12 protein-coding genes are annotated in these 15,560 nt (G+C 45.4%); 5 read left to right on the top strand and 7 right to left on the bottom strand.

The window, feature by feature from the left end:
- Positions 1 to 105: 105 nt before the first annotated feature.
- Positions 106 to 2,418, bottom strand: coding sequence for a patatin-like phospholipase family protein (locus CLV25_RS15350; protein ID WP_131840553.1), 2,313 nt, complete (start codon positions 2,416 to 2,418; stop codon positions 106 to 108).
- 310 nt (positions 2,419 to 2,728) lie between these two features.
- Between CLV25_RS15350 and truA the strand changes: the two genes are divergently transcribed.
- Positions 2,729 to 3,508 (top strand): tRNA pseudouridine(38-40) synthase TruA, encoded by a 780-nt coding sequence (gene truA / locus CLV25_RS15355; RefSeq protein WP_131840554.1) that lies wholly within the window; start codon positions 2,729 to 2,731, stop codon positions 3,506 to 3,508.
- A gap of 12 nt (positions 3,509 to 3,520) precedes the next feature.
- The gene (locus CLV25_RS15360; protein ID WP_131840555.1) at positions 3,521 to 3,766 is read left to right on the top strand and encodes a type II toxin-antitoxin system HicB family antitoxin; all 246 of its coding nucleotides are present in this window, start codon (positions 3,521 to 3,523) and stop codon (positions 3,764 to 3,766) included.
- A gap of 203 nt (positions 3,767 to 3,969) precedes the next feature.
- Here CLV25_RS15360 and CLV25_RS15365 read toward each other — a convergent pair whose 3' ends face one another.
- A complete protein-coding gene (locus CLV25_RS15365) occupies positions 3,970 to 4,968 on the bottom strand; it encodes an acyltransferase (RefSeq protein WP_131840556.1) in 999 nt (332 codons plus the stop codon).
- A 76-nt stretch (positions 4,969 to 5,044) separates the two neighbouring features.
- Positions 5,045 to 5,620 carry a rubrerythrin gene (gene rbr, locus CLV25_RS15370; protein ID WP_131840557.1) on the bottom strand — a complete coding sequence of 192 codons (576 nt, stop codon included), beginning with the start codon at positions 5,618 to 5,620 and terminating at the stop codon, positions 5,045 to 5,047.
- A 363-nt stretch (positions 5,621 to 5,983) separates the two neighbouring features.
- Here rbr and CLV25_RS15375 point away from each other — a divergent pair, with 363 nt between their 5' ends.
- A complete protein-coding gene (locus tag CLV25_RS15375; RefSeq protein ID WP_131840558.1) occupies positions 5,984 to 6,301 on the top strand; it encodes a hypothetical protein in 318 nt (105 codons plus the stop codon).
- A gap of 40 nt (positions 6,302 to 6,341) precedes the next feature.
- Positions 6,342 to 7,433 carry an alpha/beta hydrolase family protein gene (locus tag CLV25_RS15380; protein WP_131840559.1) on the top strand — a complete coding sequence of 364 codons (1,092 nt, stop codon included), beginning with the start codon at positions 6,342 to 6,344 and terminating at the stop codon, positions 7,431 to 7,433.
- A gap of 108 nt (positions 7,434 to 7,541) precedes the next feature.
- Here CLV25_RS15380 and CLV25_RS15385 read toward each other — a convergent pair whose 3' ends face one another.
- Positions 7,542 to 9,581: a protein-disulfide reductase DsbD family protein gene (locus tag CLV25_RS15385; protein WP_131840560.1), complete on the bottom strand. Its 2,040-nt coding sequence runs from the start codon at positions 9,579 to 9,581 to the stop codon at positions 7,542 to 7,544.
- A gap of 133 nt (positions 9,582 to 9,714) precedes the next feature.
- Positions 9,715 to 12,111, bottom strand: coding sequence for an outer membrane protein assembly factor BamB family protein (locus CLV25_RS15390; protein ID WP_131840561.1), 2,397 nt, complete (start codon positions 12,109 to 12,111; stop codon positions 9,715 to 9,717).
- A gap of 195 nt (positions 12,112 to 12,306) precedes the next feature.
- Here CLV25_RS15390 and CLV25_RS15395 point away from each other — a divergent pair, with 195 nt between their 5' ends.
- Positions 12,307 to 13,755 carry a S41 family peptidase gene (locus CLV25_RS15395; RefSeq protein WP_131840562.1) on the top strand — a complete coding sequence of 483 codons (1,449 nt, stop codon included), beginning with the start codon at positions 12,307 to 12,309 and terminating at the stop codon, positions 13,753 to 13,755.
- A gap of 55 nt (positions 13,756 to 13,810) precedes the next feature.
- Here the strand turns inward: CLV25_RS15395 and CLV25_RS15400 are convergent, their stop codons facing one another.
- Both CLV25_RS15400 and prfB read right to left on the bottom strand, forming a co-directional pair.
- Positions 13,811 to 14,152 (bottom strand): ArsC/Spx/MgsR family protein, encoded by a 342-nt coding sequence (locus CLV25_RS15400; protein WP_131840563.1) that lies wholly within the window; start codon positions 14,150 to 14,152, stop codon positions 13,811 to 13,813.
- A gap of 18 nt (positions 14,153 to 14,170) precedes the next feature.
- A protein-coding gene (gene prfB, locus CLV25_RS15405; protein WP_131840564.1) for a peptide chain release factor 2 occupies positions 14,171 to 15,263 on the bottom strand; the annotation gives its coding sequence in 2 pieces (ribosomal slippage) (positions 14,171 to 15,199 and positions 15,201 to 15,263; 1,092 coding nt in all).
- Between the last annotated feature and the right edge of the window lie 297 nt (positions 15,264 to 15,560).

Here is a 15,560-nt window from a genome sequence, read left to right on the forward strand (position 1 = left end):
AAAACTATTCTAAAGGCTCAAGTCTGTAAGCGCCATCCTTTAATACTAAATCGAGCTACTTGCTATGAAAATTGGAGGTAAATTACACAATCATCCCATCCCCCCTTAGAACTTATACCCAAAGCTGAAGTAGGAGCGCCAGGTTCCAATATCCGTTCCCCTAAAAACCGAGAACGAAATGGGGCCCAAAAAGCTATCGACCATAAGCGATGCCCCGTAACCGATAAACGCATCGTTAACCTTAAGCGCATCCTTAAACAGGTCCGTTGGCTTAGAGGCTCCGGTACTGTAGCTAACCGATGGTACGAGGTAGAGCTTTCTGTAGAAGTTGTACCTAAGATCGAGGGAGGCCACAGCAACGTTACCTACCGACAGCTCGCCGCTTTGAAAACCTACACCTCGTGCGTAGTTGGCCATGCGCCGTGTCTCAACACCCCCCACGTAGAACTTAGCATAGGGGTATATATAGGAGCTTTCTCCAAAAAAGTTGTTCCCGTAGGTGCCAATGCCCAAGTAAAGGTTGCTGCACAACGCCACACGAGGAAGAATAGGGCACAGAACGTTGTAGTCGAGCAGCGCGCTATAGTAACTTCCGCAGCTAAACCCGCTGGGAGGGGTTAGAATGCTGGAGAGGTACTTATCCTCGGGGTTATCGCCAAAGCGCACATCCATGTTGTTGTCCAGAAAAGCCCGTGCCTCTAGCTTAAGCGACGATCCTTTGGTAGGAAAGAACTTACGATCGAACATGTTCCGCTCGAAGGTTAGCCCAACCGACCAGTAGCTACCCTCGAAGATCTGCTTGGGAGCATCCATAAACGAGAAAAACTTCACATCGCGATTGATAAACATCGTATGGTACCCTCCCGATAGGTAAATGGCGTTATTGTTGAGCATGTTCTTACCCAACGCTATCGTCTGGTTGATGTACCTATCGTATAGGGTAGAGTTGTTCTCGAAGTAAAGGAAAACGTCCGACAGCTTGTAGTTCGATAGCTCGCCCGTAAAGCGCAGCCACCAGCTAAGCCGATGCCCTAGGTACTTATGAAAAACGCCACGAGCCTTAATTCTATCGGAAAGATCGATGGTTGCGCTTAACCTGGACTGCGGCAGCAGCAGGTTGCGCACCTCGCTCCCCACAATTACGCCTGCCGACTCCTTGGTGTCGTAGTGAAGCGCAAACTTTAGGTAGGCCGGCGCACTTTCCTTAACCCTTACCACTAGGGTTAGGCCGGTTTCGTTGTGCTCGAACTCGTAGGTTACCTTCGAAAAGAAGAACGAGCCATAGATGCTGTTCATAAGCTGGTTTAGCTCGGCGGCCGTATACTCCTTTCCCATAACAATACCCAAGCGCAGGCGAACCACCATACGCAAATCGCCACGAAGAGGCTCTCCTTTTTCCGAAAGCAGCTTAACGGCAGTAATGGGCAACGATTCCTCCCTCACGTATCGCATAGAAGAATTGCTACGTAGCGAATCGGCCTGCTGAGCTCTGGCAATGGCGATAAGATCGGGCAGCAGCTTGCGGGCCTCCTCCTCGCCCAGCCGGATAATATCCTTAAACTTGCCGAAATCGGCAGCGGTATAATCGCCTAAAACGTTGTTGAAGTCAACCAATACATCTACCATCTTGCGCTGCTCGTTAAAGTCGTTGATGGCGTTAAAAGCAAACGACTGAATGGCTTGATTCATCGGCTTACGAACCTCCTCCTCGTTAAACGTTCTAAAGCCCGTATGCCCCCCAATAACGATATCGGCACCCATCTGCTTAACCTCTTCAACAGGAAAATTCCGCACAACGCCACCATCAACCATTAAACGGCCATCGTAGTAAACCGGCGAAAAAACGGAAGGAATGGCAAGCGAAGCTCTTATGGCAAGCGGTAGCGATCCTTTGCTCAGCACGCACTTTTCGCCGGTAAGTAAATCGGTGCTTACGCATCGGAAAGGAATGGGCAACGAGTCGAAAGAGGTAACCGTTCGCACCGGGTAGGTATAAAAGCTGAGCATGTTCGACATAAACTGCCCCTCTACAAGTGCCGAAGCAAGCGCAGAGCCGCGCATATCTACAGGAAGCTCGTAAATGTAACGTCCGTACTCATCCTTTACATCGGCGCTTATGGCGCTAAGGGCAACTTTATTGCTAACAATCAGGCTCCAGTTTTGCGAAAGAACAATCTTCTTTATGCTATCGGCGCTATATCCGGCAGCGTATAGCCCACCCATAACGCTTCCCATACTTGTCCCGGTTATGTAGTCCACTTTTATATTAAGCGAATCAATTAAGCGCAGCAATCCGATGTGGGCAAACCCTTTAGCTCCGCCGCCGCTAAGCACTAAGCCAACCTTAGGAGAGCGCTGTGCCTCCGCACAAAAAGCGGCTACGCTAAAAAAAAGAATAAGTAGAATCAGCCGTTTCATAATCAATTTGGTAGATATTCCTATTTCGAAGAAGACAAGCAAGCTCTTTTAGTGGGGCAAAAGGAGCGTTCTAGAAACCGCATGCTGCCTTTCGGTAAAGGTACTAATTTTACACTGGAGCTTTACAAGCCTCTTCGCCCTAAAGCATGCTATCGTACAACAAAAAGGGTTACTACCTAAAGGGTAAAGTACAGCTGCAACCATAACGTGGGAGGGATTTTACCTTTGAAGATAAAGAGATCCCAGCATAGCGTCCCGTATTCTTTTAACTCTCGCTTTGGATGCGTACCTTTACAGCAAATAGAAAAAGATGTCACGCTTCAAGCTTACGCTGGAATACGATGGTTCAGCCTTCCATGGCTGGCAGCTGCTAAAAGGGCACAGCTCGGTGCAGGGGAAAATTATGGATGCCTGCCGCGAGGTGTTTAAAACCGACAGATTCGAGCTCTATGGCTCGGGACGAACCGATGCCGGCGTTCATGCGCTAGGGCAGGTGGCCCATCTCGACGTAGCCACCCAGCTATCGACAACCCAAATGCGCTACAAGCTCAACGACAACCTTCCGGCATCAATTTCGATTATCGCTATCGAGGAGGTTGATCCTAAATTCCATGCACGGTACGATGCCATTGCCCGTAGCTACATATACCAAATAGCCACCCGCAAAACAGCCTTTGGCAAGAAGTACGCCTACTGGATTAAGGATGATCTCAACGTCGTAGACATGCAGGCTGCAGCAGACATGATGGTAGGGATGAAAGATTTCCGCTCGTTTGGCGATAAGGATTCCGAAACAAAGTCGACCATTGTAGAAGTAACCAGCGTAAACGTATACCGCGATGGAGAATCTATAATCGTACACGTTGTTGGATCGCACTTTCTGTGGAAGATGGTTCGCCGAATGGTGGGCGTGCTCATAGAAGCAGGCCGTGGAAACATCAACGCATCAAAGCTTCGCAGCTTCTTCGAAAGGCACTCCGACGAGCCTGCCAAGCTAACCGTACCTCCTTCGGGGCTCTACCTCGAACATGTTTACTATCCGGGCGAAAAGATTAACGACAAGCCCATTCCGCTACTTTACATCAGATAACACAACAAGGATATGAAAGACTTAACGTTCAAGATCGTCGTAAAACAAATTGAGGAAGGGCTGTTTATGGCCGTTGCCCCCTCGCTAGAAGATTGCTACGTAGAGGCATCAACCGAAAAGGAAGCAATAGAGCAAATTCAGGAGATGATAGGCAATACCATTCGCGAGATGGTCGTTAACAACGAAAAAATCGTTGACGACTCGAAGGCTGCAATCTACAACCTCACCATCGAATTTGGCGATACTCCTTCGGCATAGGGATACCCAAGAAGCACACACGTATTTGGAAGGCAATACAACCATTGCTGCTCCAACTTATTCGTACAAAAGAAAGGTTCTTCAACTATCAGCGGCTCCGAACAAGAGCCGCTCACCCCACGGTGGATAAGAGCAGAGGAGGGCAAAGCGCTATCCACGAAGTTGCCAATTAAGCATGGGTGCTACTGCATAGCATCGCCAGCCTAAAACATCAGCTTTTTTAACGGCTTAACCTTAAGCATCAGCCACACAACCAAAGCCGACACTACAAACACCGTAAGAGATATAAGTAGAGTATTCAGGTACGAGTTCTCTACAAAGCTAGAATACCAGTAGCGCTTAATGATGTTAAGCGGAATCATGTGTATAAGATAAATGCCAAAAGTTAGATCGGATAGCTCCGACAGAAATCGGCTATTGGGTATCTCTACTTTCCTAAAGAGGTTTACCAAAGCAACAGCACCCAATATCGAGGTTATGCTTAGGTAGCTGTAAAAGTACCACACGTAGTGCTTCGCCTCAAATAGGAGGCCGGTAAACGTAAAGGCCATGGCATAGCACACGACAGCCACAAGCACAAGCAACCACCGAGCATTGAGCACTCCCTTAAACGAGCGCAAGCTACCACCTATCATAAAGTACCCAAGGTACGACACCCACCAAACGCCAATCCACGGCTTGTTTCCCGAATAGGAATCCCAGGCATCCATGCCCATTGCAACAGCAAAGGCACCAATGGCTGCATAGGCAAAATAACGAGTTCCTATGCGATGAAGCAGATCGCTCAGCAATGGAGCAACAGCATAAAGCCCCATCAGCATCCCTAAGAACCATAGATGAAAGTATGGTTTACCCCAGAAAAAACCGTCCCATATTTTTCGAGGATGAGTGTGATCGAAAAAATACGCCCACAATAGGTAAACCACCGACCAGCAAATAAGAGGCAACAGTATACGGGTAAACCGTTTTCGGTAGAAGTCGGCGTAGCTTGAGATCGGTTTTAGGATAAGATAACCGCTAATAATAACAAACACCGGAACGCTAAACCGCCCTAGCACATTAAATAGATTCCCTGCCCAAAACGCATCGTTTACTACCTTCATGTTATGGGTAACAAGCGGTGCCGAAACATGAATAAAGACAACACCAAGCGCCGAAATGACGCGTAGCAAATCTATCCCCATGTGTCGACCTTTTACCATCGAAAGTAAATTTTACTTGCATAAGAAAGGGCTGAGTAAGCCGCTCAGCCCTTTACAGGTGTAAAGATATAAAATCCTAGTAGTTGTCGTTATACTCCTCGAAATACGCCTGCGTCTTCAAGCAGTTTGGACAAGTTTTTGGAGCCTTCTTTCCTTTATGATGATAGCCACATTCGCGGCAAACCCATTCGGCATCTTCTTCTCTCTCGAACACTTTATCCTCTTCAACGCGTTTTTGCAGCTTGCGGTAGCGCTCCATGTGCGTTTTTTCGACAGCAGCAATTAGCTTAAAGTGAGTGGCTATTTTCTTAAATCCCTCTTCCTCGGCAATACGTGCAAATTCAGGATAGAGCACGGTCCACTCCTCCTCTTCGCCACCAGCTGCGGCAGCCAGGTTTTCAGCAGTTGTTCCTACAACACCAGCAGGGTAGCTTGCGGTAATCTCAACCATTCCACCTTCAAGGAAGCTAAAGTAGATACGGGCATGTTCGTCCTCGTTAATAGCCGTTTCGTTAAAGATAGCAGCAATTTGCTCGTAGCCCTCTTCTTGAGCCTTCTTGGCAAACATCTTATACCTACGGCTTGCCTGCGATTCACCTGCAAATGCCTTAAGCAGGTTTTGTTCTGTTCTTGTTCCTTTTACGCTTTCCATATTGTCAGATTAGTAAGTTTTGTTTATGCTGCTAAATTTACGAAAAGAAGCGCGAATTGTGAAATAGCAAACACTATTTTTCGCCCTTTCAAAACGAAAATAAAATACATAGTCCCAATATGCTTTCAATACAACAAGTATACTTTACCATAGCCTCAAATGTTGAACTACAGAAAGGGCTTTTCCATCGTGTCCACAAATTCTTATGATTTGATGCAAAAACATGCTAATTTTGGATGTGATCATCCGTGCGCTCCCGTGATCTACAACATACCCAATCCTTTTTATCCTCTAAGGGTTGAAGCATTCGGATAGCGTTGTGCAAAGGGATAAGCGGCTGCTTTCAATTTAAATCACCAATAAATGAAATCTGCGGTAAAATCGTATTTCTATGCTTCGCTTCTTGCCTTAGCAACCATTGTGGCATCGTACCTAGCACTGGTTGCCTATGTTAAAGCCATAGACGGAAGCTTCTTTGACATTTTAGACAAGTTCTACTGGGCTCTAATACTCGGTCTTGTTATAGATAGCCTGATTATTTGGGGAATCGGTGCACTAATCCACAAAAAGGAGTTCTTCCGCACAACATTTATTGGCAGCAGCTACAAGCTTTTCTACTACATAAGCTCATCGGTATTCTGTGTGGCGCTGTTGTATCTATTCCTTATTGTGATTTACTAACACCTCCCTACTCGTAGGGTACTTGACCATAAAAACGGACATGAAAAAGCTGATAACCTTTAACCTACTGCTTCTACTTCTAGCACCTTGCTTTGGGCAGGACACAGAGGAGCTAAAGAAGGAGATTAAAACGCTAAAAGAAGCGGTTGCCGATTACGAGCATCGCTTCGATGCGCTGGAAAAAATTGCCGACGACAATCTCTGGTTCTCTCGAATGCAGGATGTTGCCTTTGTTGACAAGGTATACATCTGCGGACCACCACCTGCAAAGGCAAAGAACCCAACGGCAATGGGAGCTAAGAATCCGGTAAAATTCTGGTCGTATGTTTTCATTCCAAAAAACATAGACCTAGACAAGAAATATCCGCTTATCGTGCTTCCTCATGGTGGAGTTCATGGCAACTTTGGCACCTACCATGTGCATATCATGCGCGAACTTATGGCCCAAGGATATATCGTCGTTGCTCCAGAATATCGTGGAAGCAACGGTTATGGAAAAGGTTTCTGGAAACAAATTGACTATGGTGGACTAGAGGTAGACGATGTTGATGCCAGCCGCGAATACATGTGCGAAAACTACGACTTTGTTGACAAAGATCGGGTTGGAATTATTGGCTGGAGCCACGGTGGATTAATCACCCTATTTAACCTATTCGACCATGCCGAGCACTACAAGGTTGGATTTGCAGGAGTACCTGTCTCTGATCTTATTGCACGAATGGGCTACTACGATGACGAATACCGCGACCTTTACTCTGCCGACTACCATATAGGGAAAACAGCAAAGGATAACATTGCCGAGTATCGTCGACGCTCACCAGCATGGAATGTGGATCGATTCAAAAACACCCCGCTGCTAATCCACACCAACACTAACGACGATGATGTTAATGTACTCGAAGTAGAGCACCTCATTAAGTCGCTAAAAGCAGAGAACAAAAAATTCGAATACGAGATTTATAAGGATATTCCGGGTGGACATTCTTTCGATCGTATCGACCCCAAGAAATCGCGCGAAATACGGCTCAAGATTTGGAATTTCTTAGCAAAAGAGCTCAACCCTCCTGTTAGGCTTAAATCGGTAAAAGATATGGCTAAAGCGGCCTACTACCCTATTAAACACGAAAAGTAAAACATCTACAAACCCTATAACGAAAAGGAACGGCACTTCTATCGTAGTGCCGTTCCTTTTTTATTAAATAATGGAAGCAATAGCAAGTTTGCGGCTTCCAGTACAATTCTACTCTTTACTTTTATACGCCTCTACCCCCTTCTTGAGGTAATCCACAAAGTTATCAGGATTCAAATCGTATGCTTTGGGCGTCAGCAAAAGGTTCTCGTTATCGTCCATCAGCACATAGTAAGGCTGAGCATTCACGTTAAACTTCGATATCTGGTAGTCCGCATTAATTTTACCGAGAGTCTTCAGCACCTTACCCTTGGCATTGGTTTTCCATTCGCTTTCGGGAAGTTCTGTCTTATCGTCAACGTAAAGTGCTAGGATAACGTACTCCTCTTGCAGCAGTTTCAGCACTCGTGGATCGCTCCACACACGAGCTTCCATCTCACGACAATTCACGCAGCCGTGACCAGTAAAGTCAATAAAAATCGGTTTGCCCACCTTCTTAGAGTACTCCTTAGCCTCCTTTAGGTCGAAAAAGCCCTTAAGCCCATGGGGTAAATGTAGAAACTCGCCATGCTTCACCTTGCCGAGATCAGTATTAGCTGATGTTGCTACACCACGACTAACATCGAAATCCTGAGACGATTGTGGAGGAAGGTATCCTGAAATGCCACTTAGTGGTGCACCCCATAAGCCAGGAATCATGTACACAACAAACGAGAAGGTAACCAACGCCATCATCAATCGAGGCACAGAAAGATGCTCTACATCGCTATCGTGCGAAAACTTCAGCTTACCTAACAAGTAGAATCCCATCAGCGTAAAGGTGGTAATCCAAATCGATAGGTAAATCTCCCTATCAAGAATTCCCCAATGGTAGGTTTGATCGGCAATGCTCAAAAACTTAAAGGCAAAGGCAACCTCGAGGAATCCAAGAATAACCTTAACCGAGTTAAGCCAGCCACCCGACTTAGGCATGCTATTCATCAACGAAGGGAAAAGTGCAAACACGGTAAACGGAATAGCAAAAGCGAGCGAGAAGCCCAGCATGGCTACAATAGGTAGAATTACCTCACCACCCATCGACTGTACTAGCACAGAACCTACAATTGGTCCAGTACACGAAAACGACACAAGTACCAGCGTAAGGGCCATAAAGAAGGGGCCACCCAATCCACCCTTATCCACCTGGGCATCGGTTTTGTTTACCATCCAGCTAGGCAGCGTGATCTCGAACATTCCAAAGAATGAGAAAGCAAACACCATAAAGATGACGAAGAACAAAATATTAGGCAACCAGTGTGTACTGATAAAGTTGGCAAAATCTGCCCCAAAGATTACCGAAACCAATGTCCCAATAACGGTATAAATGAAAATGATGGAGAATCCAAAAAAGATTGCCTTACCGTGCTCTGTCTTCTTCGAGCCATCCTTCTTCATAAAGAAGCTAACGGTCATAGGAATCATAGGGAAGACACAGGGGGTAAGAATGGCTGCCAATCCAGCAAGAAATGCACCAAAGAAGAATGCCAGCAGCGACTTGCCCTGTTCCTTGGTTGGCTCTGCAGCTTTTACAAGTTCCTCCTTACTGATTGTTGAAGCCGTAGCAACAGTAGCCTTAGCAGTATCTGCAGATATCGCACTTGCGGTATCTGTGGCAGCGGCTAAAGCCTGATCCGAAAGAGGCTTTGCAGGAGTTGCTCCAGTGATTTTAAACGAGAAGTCGCCTTCTAAAGGCACACAGCTACCTTCGTTACAGCCCTGTCCTTCGATGGTTCCTTTAACGGTAATAGGCTTGTCGGTTAAAACCTTAACCTTCTGAACAAAGGTAGCCTCATCGGAAAAATACTTTACGGTAAGCCCAAACATCTCATCAAATGCTTTGGTGGGCTTCGTTTTTTCCACAACCTTACCGATAAGCTGAATCCCAGGATTTTTGTCGAAAGAAAAGACCAATGGAAGTGGGCCATCCTTCAGAGGCTCTTGGCTGTAAAGGTGCCAACCATCATCAATACGGGCATTAAATATGAGCTCAAATTCGTCGGCGCTCACTTTTTTTGTTTTGAACGACCAAGAAACAGGGTCGGTTAACTGACCAAAAGCAAAACTTGTTACAAGAAATAAAGTTGCAATGGTTAGAAGTGTACGTTTAGCCATCACTGTGGTTTTGAATTTCAATAATTTTATATCCAGCATAAGTGTTTGTTACAAATGCAGCCCCAAACTTGCGATTTTACTGAATAAAACCGACTTCTTTATGCTTTTTTTATCTTATTTAGCGTTGCTGCTATTACTTCAGCAACCTAAAGGCTGATATGTTTCCCGAGAGATCGGTAACAAAAAGAAAACCTCCTACAGCCGCAACCGTTGAAAAAATTGGCGCACCGAGATTTATCTTTTGCTTTATATCACCATTAGCAATACTAGTTACATAAAGATAACCATCGGAAGCACCAAAAACAACGTAATCCCCAATCCTAACAGGCGAAGACTCTACGGCATGTAGATTCTTATGAGCGTTGGGATGCGTATTTACAAGAGCAGGCCCCACATCTACGCTCCAACTTTTCTGGTTAGTTTGCAGATTAAAAGCCACCATTCCGCTACTTATACTCGAGTAAATCAGCAGATTTTCATAAACAAGAGGCACCGATTTAGTGCTCATGGCAACAGGAAGATCTACTTTTTTTAGTATAGACCCATCGCCTGCACTAATGGCAAAATACTTATCGCCGGATACGACATGAAAACAACCTTCACTAAACGTTGATGACAGGCTAACAGCAGAAAGAACAGCATTGGGAGTCGACCATACTGCTTTTCCATCTCGAATGCTATAGCCTACAAGCCCTCCTCTCCCATTCTGGATCAGTAGTATTCCATTCCCGACTGTAAAGGTTGATTCGCATCCATTGGTAAGCGAATCAGACTGTAACTCCCATTCTACACTTCCATCACTTAAACTCAGTGCTGCAACGCTTGTAGTATTCCCAGTAATATAAAGGCTGTCAGAGATTACACCTCCGGTAAAATAGAAACCTTTAGAGCGATCTTCCAATGTCGTTTCCCACGTTGGAATACCCGTAAGCACATCTATCGCATATACATTGCCTAAAACATCTGTAGCAAACACATTTCCGTCATCTAATGTAAACGTGTTTTTTATGGCACCTCTAGGAAAGAAATGCCAAAGGCTCTTGCCCGTTTCAACATGAAAAGCCGCCAACTCAGACTTTCTGAACGCAAGATCGTTGGTAAGCGTTGTAACAACCACGGAATCTGCGATCATTGGAGAAGAAAAAAGCGTAGAGCCCTGAGGACTAGCAGTCCACTGATGGGAAAGCCTCCCCGAAAATTGGAAATCGACACTAGCATTATGCGCTGCATTTCCGCCCAAGTTCCCCCAAATCCCTTTAAATCGACCTAGAGAATCTTTACGAGTAGCTACCACAATAGATTTTTGCGATTTAACAACCTCACCACTTTCAGCAACAGCTTCAAGTCTAAGCGAGTATTGGGTAGCAGTATCAGCGGGAGTCATTACGTAGAAACCGCTCCAAGTCCACGGAGTAGCTCTATTTAATTCGCTCCATCTATATTCCGAGGTATCCTTTGAAATTCCGATGCGAACGCGCTTTACTGGCGATTGAGATGAGCTCACATTGGTATAAAAACGGATCTTATTATCCTCAATCCAAGCAGTATCGTTAGGAGAAACAATAGCAGCTACGTTTGGTATGTTTGTAAGAATCATTTCTGTTGTAATGTTTCCCTTAGGAGGAACTGTTACCAGCCTAAAACCGGCAGGAGAGTGGTCGACCCCCCCAGCAGTAAGCGGAGAAGTACAGATTGTCGAAGTAGAAAGCCTTCCTCGATACTCAAAAAGGCTAATGCTTCGAGTACTACAACCATCTACAATTGCCCTAATATTGAAATCGTTTAAAGAAAGGGTATCACCTCCCACCGAAAGCATTTCTCTACTATGGTTTATCTCGTCTGAAGCTGTAATAAGGACAGTTGGATAAGATCGACCTACACTCGTCAGCATGCTTTTAAGCCATTGAACAGAACGTTTGCCACCATCGGAAGCGGTTGAAAACACAACAAAATGAACACCATCCTGAATAAACGAGTAGCGATATGGCCCATTTTTATCCGAACTAGCATCAGAAATCGCAAAGTAAACAGGAATGCCCAGCTCTTTTTCTAAAAAGGAACTCCCCTCTGCAGAATACCGTCCAGTACAAACAACAAAAGAAGCACCATAATAAAAAGCATACCGTTTTAACCCATCAACCCATCCGCGATCCGAGGACAAAAAGGGTTCGTTAAGAATTACAAACTTGGCTGTTTCGCTTTTCTTTCTTGCTACCTTGTTCAGCACAAATTGGAGTGGATTTGCATCACCACTAACCTCCTGATAGAACTTAGAGGTAGAGTAACCATCTGGAGTTGTTATGGCTATATACGATGGCTTCGAAGAAGTCTCTAGCACAAAAGAGCCATCTTCCCGCGTTGTAGCAATAGCCTTTCCATCGGTAACAACCACCTCCGGGAAAGGGATCTCCTTCGATATGCCCTTTTGTGTGGTTTGGACCCTATAAATTTTGCCCGTATAGCTTTGAGCAAACAAAGAGAGAGAGATAAATGCAAAAGGAATTGCGAGTGCAACTTTATGTATGTTCATTTCTGATGGCTACAGGTTGTATCAGCAAAATTATTGCTGTTTATAAACTATTACAATGCAAAAACAAAAGGGTAAGAGTAATTAGCTGCACTACAACTATTCGTTAAAAACAAAACGTTTATTACGATTTATTTGCACATATTTTGTATAAAAAGAGGAATTACTAACTTGCGAAACAATTTAAACCAATACAATATGAAAAAAGGGTTAACAATACTCGCCTACCTATGGCTAATTTCGGCTTTTGGATTTACGCTATCGTCCTGCAGTAAAGATGATGATCCCAAACCGAAACCCGTTGTCCTCACCAAAGAGCAAGGATGGTCAAAGGAAATATACAACAACATGAAGGAAATTTACCTCTGGAATGACGCACTTCCTGCAACCTTTGATCCAACAAAATACGCAACACCCGAAGATGCTCTAGACTATCTAATTGGCCTAAAAATCGATCCAGCTACGAATAGTGCAATAGACCGATACAGTTTTCTCGATAAAATTGGAAATCTAAGCGGAGAAATCAACGGAGGTACTGCTAGCGGAGATTACGGTTTTATGATTATGGCCGATGTAAACAGCTCCAAACAAGTTTCCTTCTTCGTTACCTACGCTTATGCAAATTCGCCTGCGGGAAAAGCTGGCGTACAGCGGTCGTACGAAATAGTAGCCATTAACGGAAGTAGCGATGTTCATCCTAGTGTTACAACAGAAGGAAAGCTTGATTCTAAATCAACTGGATATATTACTGTCGTAAACGCGCTGTTCAATTCGCAATCGGCCAAATTTACCTTTAAAAGACCCGACGGATCGCAGTTCGATGCCGCATTAACAGCTGGTTCGTTCACGATCAACAGCGTCTTGTTCGATAAAGTTATTGAGGTTGGCTCTAAAAAGGTTGGCTACGTTGTTTTCAACCAGTTTTTAGGAGAACCTGCTGTTGCCGAGTTAAATGCCGTAATTTCGAAATTTGAAGCTGCAGGTGTAAATAGCGTTGTGGTCGATCTTCGCTACAACGGTGGTGGATCGGTAGCTACCTGCGAGAAGTTCTGCAACCTACTGGCACCATCAACAGCCAACGGGAAGGTTATGTATAAGTACAAGATGAACTCTCTTCTACAGGCTCAGTACAATCCTGCATCACTAATTTCAAACTTTGAGAAGACAAACTCTTTCCAACCAGAGTCGCTTTACTTTATTGTAAGCGGAAGCACAGCTTCGGCATCTGAGTTGCTCATCAATAACCTCCGCCCATACTTTGCTGGCAAACTCTTTTTAATTGGATCGACAACCTATGGAAAGCCATGCGGCTTTTGGGCTACTCCAATTGGTTATACCGAAAATCAAACAACTACAAAAGAAGGTTACGACTTATACGCTGTTTCGTTTGAATCCATTAACTCGAATAATGAAGGCGGATACTATGCTGGGATGACCCCTGGTTCTACTCAATACCCTGGAGTAAAAGCCTACGACACTCCAAAAGTTGGATGGGGAGACGAAACGGACGAACGTCTAGGTCAAGCACTCTACCATATTGCAAACGGCACGTTTAAGGCTACGACTAAATCGACCAGAACAATGCGCGAGAATGTAATCGACCGCCAGTTTAAGGGTATGATCGATTTTAGGAAACACCTAAAGTAGAGAATCTGACACGCTAAACCATAGAAAAATAGGTCGGAAAAATCCGACCTATTTTTTATTTTATCAGCACATCAATATTCTCGACAGGTATGGCGACTACGGCCTTCAATCGGTCGACCACAATCGGGCGCTTGAGCAGCTTCGGGCTTTCAATAATAATCTTCACCCATTCGTCATCGGTAAAGTGCTTACCCTTCAGCTCCTTCTTAAAGTAATCCTCCTGGGTGCGAACTAGGTCTACCGGCTTAAGATTGGTCTTTAAAAGAATTTCCTTCATATCTTCCAAGGTAAGGCCATTCTTCAGGTAGTCGCAGATTTCGAACTCTACATTCTTTCCCTTAAGATAGTCGAGGCCTGCCCTACTTTTCGCACATCTCGGGTTGTGATATATTTTCATGGATCAAAAGTTTTAGGGTTACTCTTCGGCACCAAACTGCATCAGAAATGCCTTTGTGAACTCGTTGATGTCGCCATCGAGCACAGCGTTAACGTTCGACGTTTCATGATCGGTTCGCAGATCCTTCACCATCTTATAAGGATGAAGCACGTAGCTGCGGATTTGCGACCCCCACTCTATCTTCTTCTTTTTCCCCTCAATTTCTGCCTGAATCTCCATGCGCTTGCGCAGCTCCAGCTCGTAGAGGTGCGACTTTAGGATGCGCATGGCGTTCTCCTTGTTCTGAAACTGCGATCGGCTCTCGGTATTCTCAACCACAATTCCGGTAGGAATATGTCGAACGCGAACGCCCGTTTCTACCTTGTTAACGTTCTGCCCTCCGGCACCGCTCGATCGGTAGGTATCCCACTCCAAATCGGCAGGGTTGATGTTAATTTCGATGGTGTCGTCGATGGCAGGAGATACGAATACAGATGCAAAGGTGGTTTGGCGCTTGCCTTGCGCGTTAAAGGGCGAAATACGCACCAACCGGTGCACGCCGTTCTCGCTCTTGAGGAATCCATAGGCAAAGGTTCCGACAAACTCGAGGGTTGCGCTCTTTATTCCGGCCTCTTCGCCATCCTGTACGTCGATAATTCGTACCTGCATGCTGTTGCGCTCGCCCCAGCGCACGTACATGCGCATGAGCATCTGCGCCCAGTCGAGGCTTTCGGTGCCACCTGCACCCGAGTTGATCTTCATAATGGCGCCCAGCTTATCCTCCTCGTTGCGGAGCATGTTGCGCATCTCCAGATCTTCGATTAAATCTAAGGTTTGCCGATGCTGCTCGTTAACGTCCTCCTCGGTAGCCTCGCCCTCCTTGGCAAAGTCGTAGATCACCTGAAGATCTTCAATGGCCTTTTTCACCTCGTTATACGAGGTTATCCAGCTCTTAATTTCGGCGATCTTCTTCAGCTGCTCCTCGGCCTTTTTAGGATCGTCCCAAAAGTTGGGGTCGTGCGACTTTTCTTCCTCTTCCTCGAGCCGAACTAAACGGTTCTCGATGTCAAAGATGCCTCCTCAGCGCCTGTTCGCGCCTTACAATATCCTTTAGCTGTTCTTGTGTAATCATTAATGTAGAAATGCTTTGGCCCAAAAGTACAAAATTTGTCGGTGGCTTTCATGCTGCCGCAGCGGGCACGCTGCGATTTCTACGTTGAAGTACCCCACAAAAAATCCCCCGCACCTTTCGGCCCAGGGGATTGTCGCTTATGCGGGTTGGGTAATTCGGTTAATTCTTTTGGCCCTCGTTAAGCGTAGGCTCCACCTCATAGCCGTCAGATACTATGATTAAATCCAAGGATTACGATCATTTTTTTATCTTTGCAGCAACCAAAAGAAGGCTAAAGCCGATTCGTTAGGCCGAAGT

Source organism: Acetobacteroides hydrogenigenes (assembly GCF_004340205.1).
Classification (GTDB): Bacteria; Bacteroidota; Bacteroidia; order Bacteroidales; family ZOR0009; genus Acetobacteroides; species Acetobacteroides hydrogenigenes.

Coding starts and splice junctions, on each gene's coding strand:
- CLV25_RS15350 (WP_131840553.1), bottom strand. CDS start 2,418: ATGAAACGGCTGATTCTACTTATTCTTTTTTTTAGCGTAGCCGCTTTT.
- CLV25_RS15360 (WP_131840555.1), top strand. CDS start 3,521: ATGAAAGACTTAACGTTCAAGATCGTCGTAAAACAAATTGAGGAAGGG.
- rbr (WP_131840557.1), bottom strand. CDS start 5,620: ATGGAAAGCGTAAAAGGAACAAGAACAGAACAAAACCTGCTTAAGGCA.
- truA (WP_131840554.1), top strand. CDS start 2,729: ATGTCACGCTTCAAGCTTACGCTGGAATACGATGGTTCAGCCTTCCAT.
- CLV25_RS15395 (WP_131840562.1), top strand. CDS start 12,307: ATGAAAAAAGGGTTAACAATACTCGCCTACCTATGGCTAATTTCGGCT.
- CLV25_RS15385 (WP_131840560.1), bottom strand. CDS start 9,581: ATGGCTAAACGTACACTTCTAACCATTGCAACTTTATTTCTTGTAACA.
- CLV25_RS15375 (WP_131840558.1), top strand. CDS start 5,984: ATGAAATCTGCGGTAAAATCGTATTTCTATGCTTCGCTTCTTGCCTTA.
- CLV25_RS15400 (WP_131840563.1), bottom strand. CDS start 14,152: ATGAAAATATATCACAACCCGAGATGTGCGAAAAGTAGGGCAGGCCTC.
- CLV25_RS15380 (WP_131840559.1), top strand. CDS start 6,342: ATGAAAAAGCTGATAACCTTTAACCTACTGCTTCTACTTCTAGCACCT.
- CLV25_RS15390 (WP_131840561.1), bottom strand. CDS start 12,111: ATGAACATACATAAAGTTGCACTCGCAATTCCTTTTGCATTTATCTCT.
- CLV25_RS15365 (WP_131840556.1), bottom strand. CDS start 4,968: ATGGTAAAAGGTCGACACATGGGGATAGATTTGCTACGCGTCATTTCG.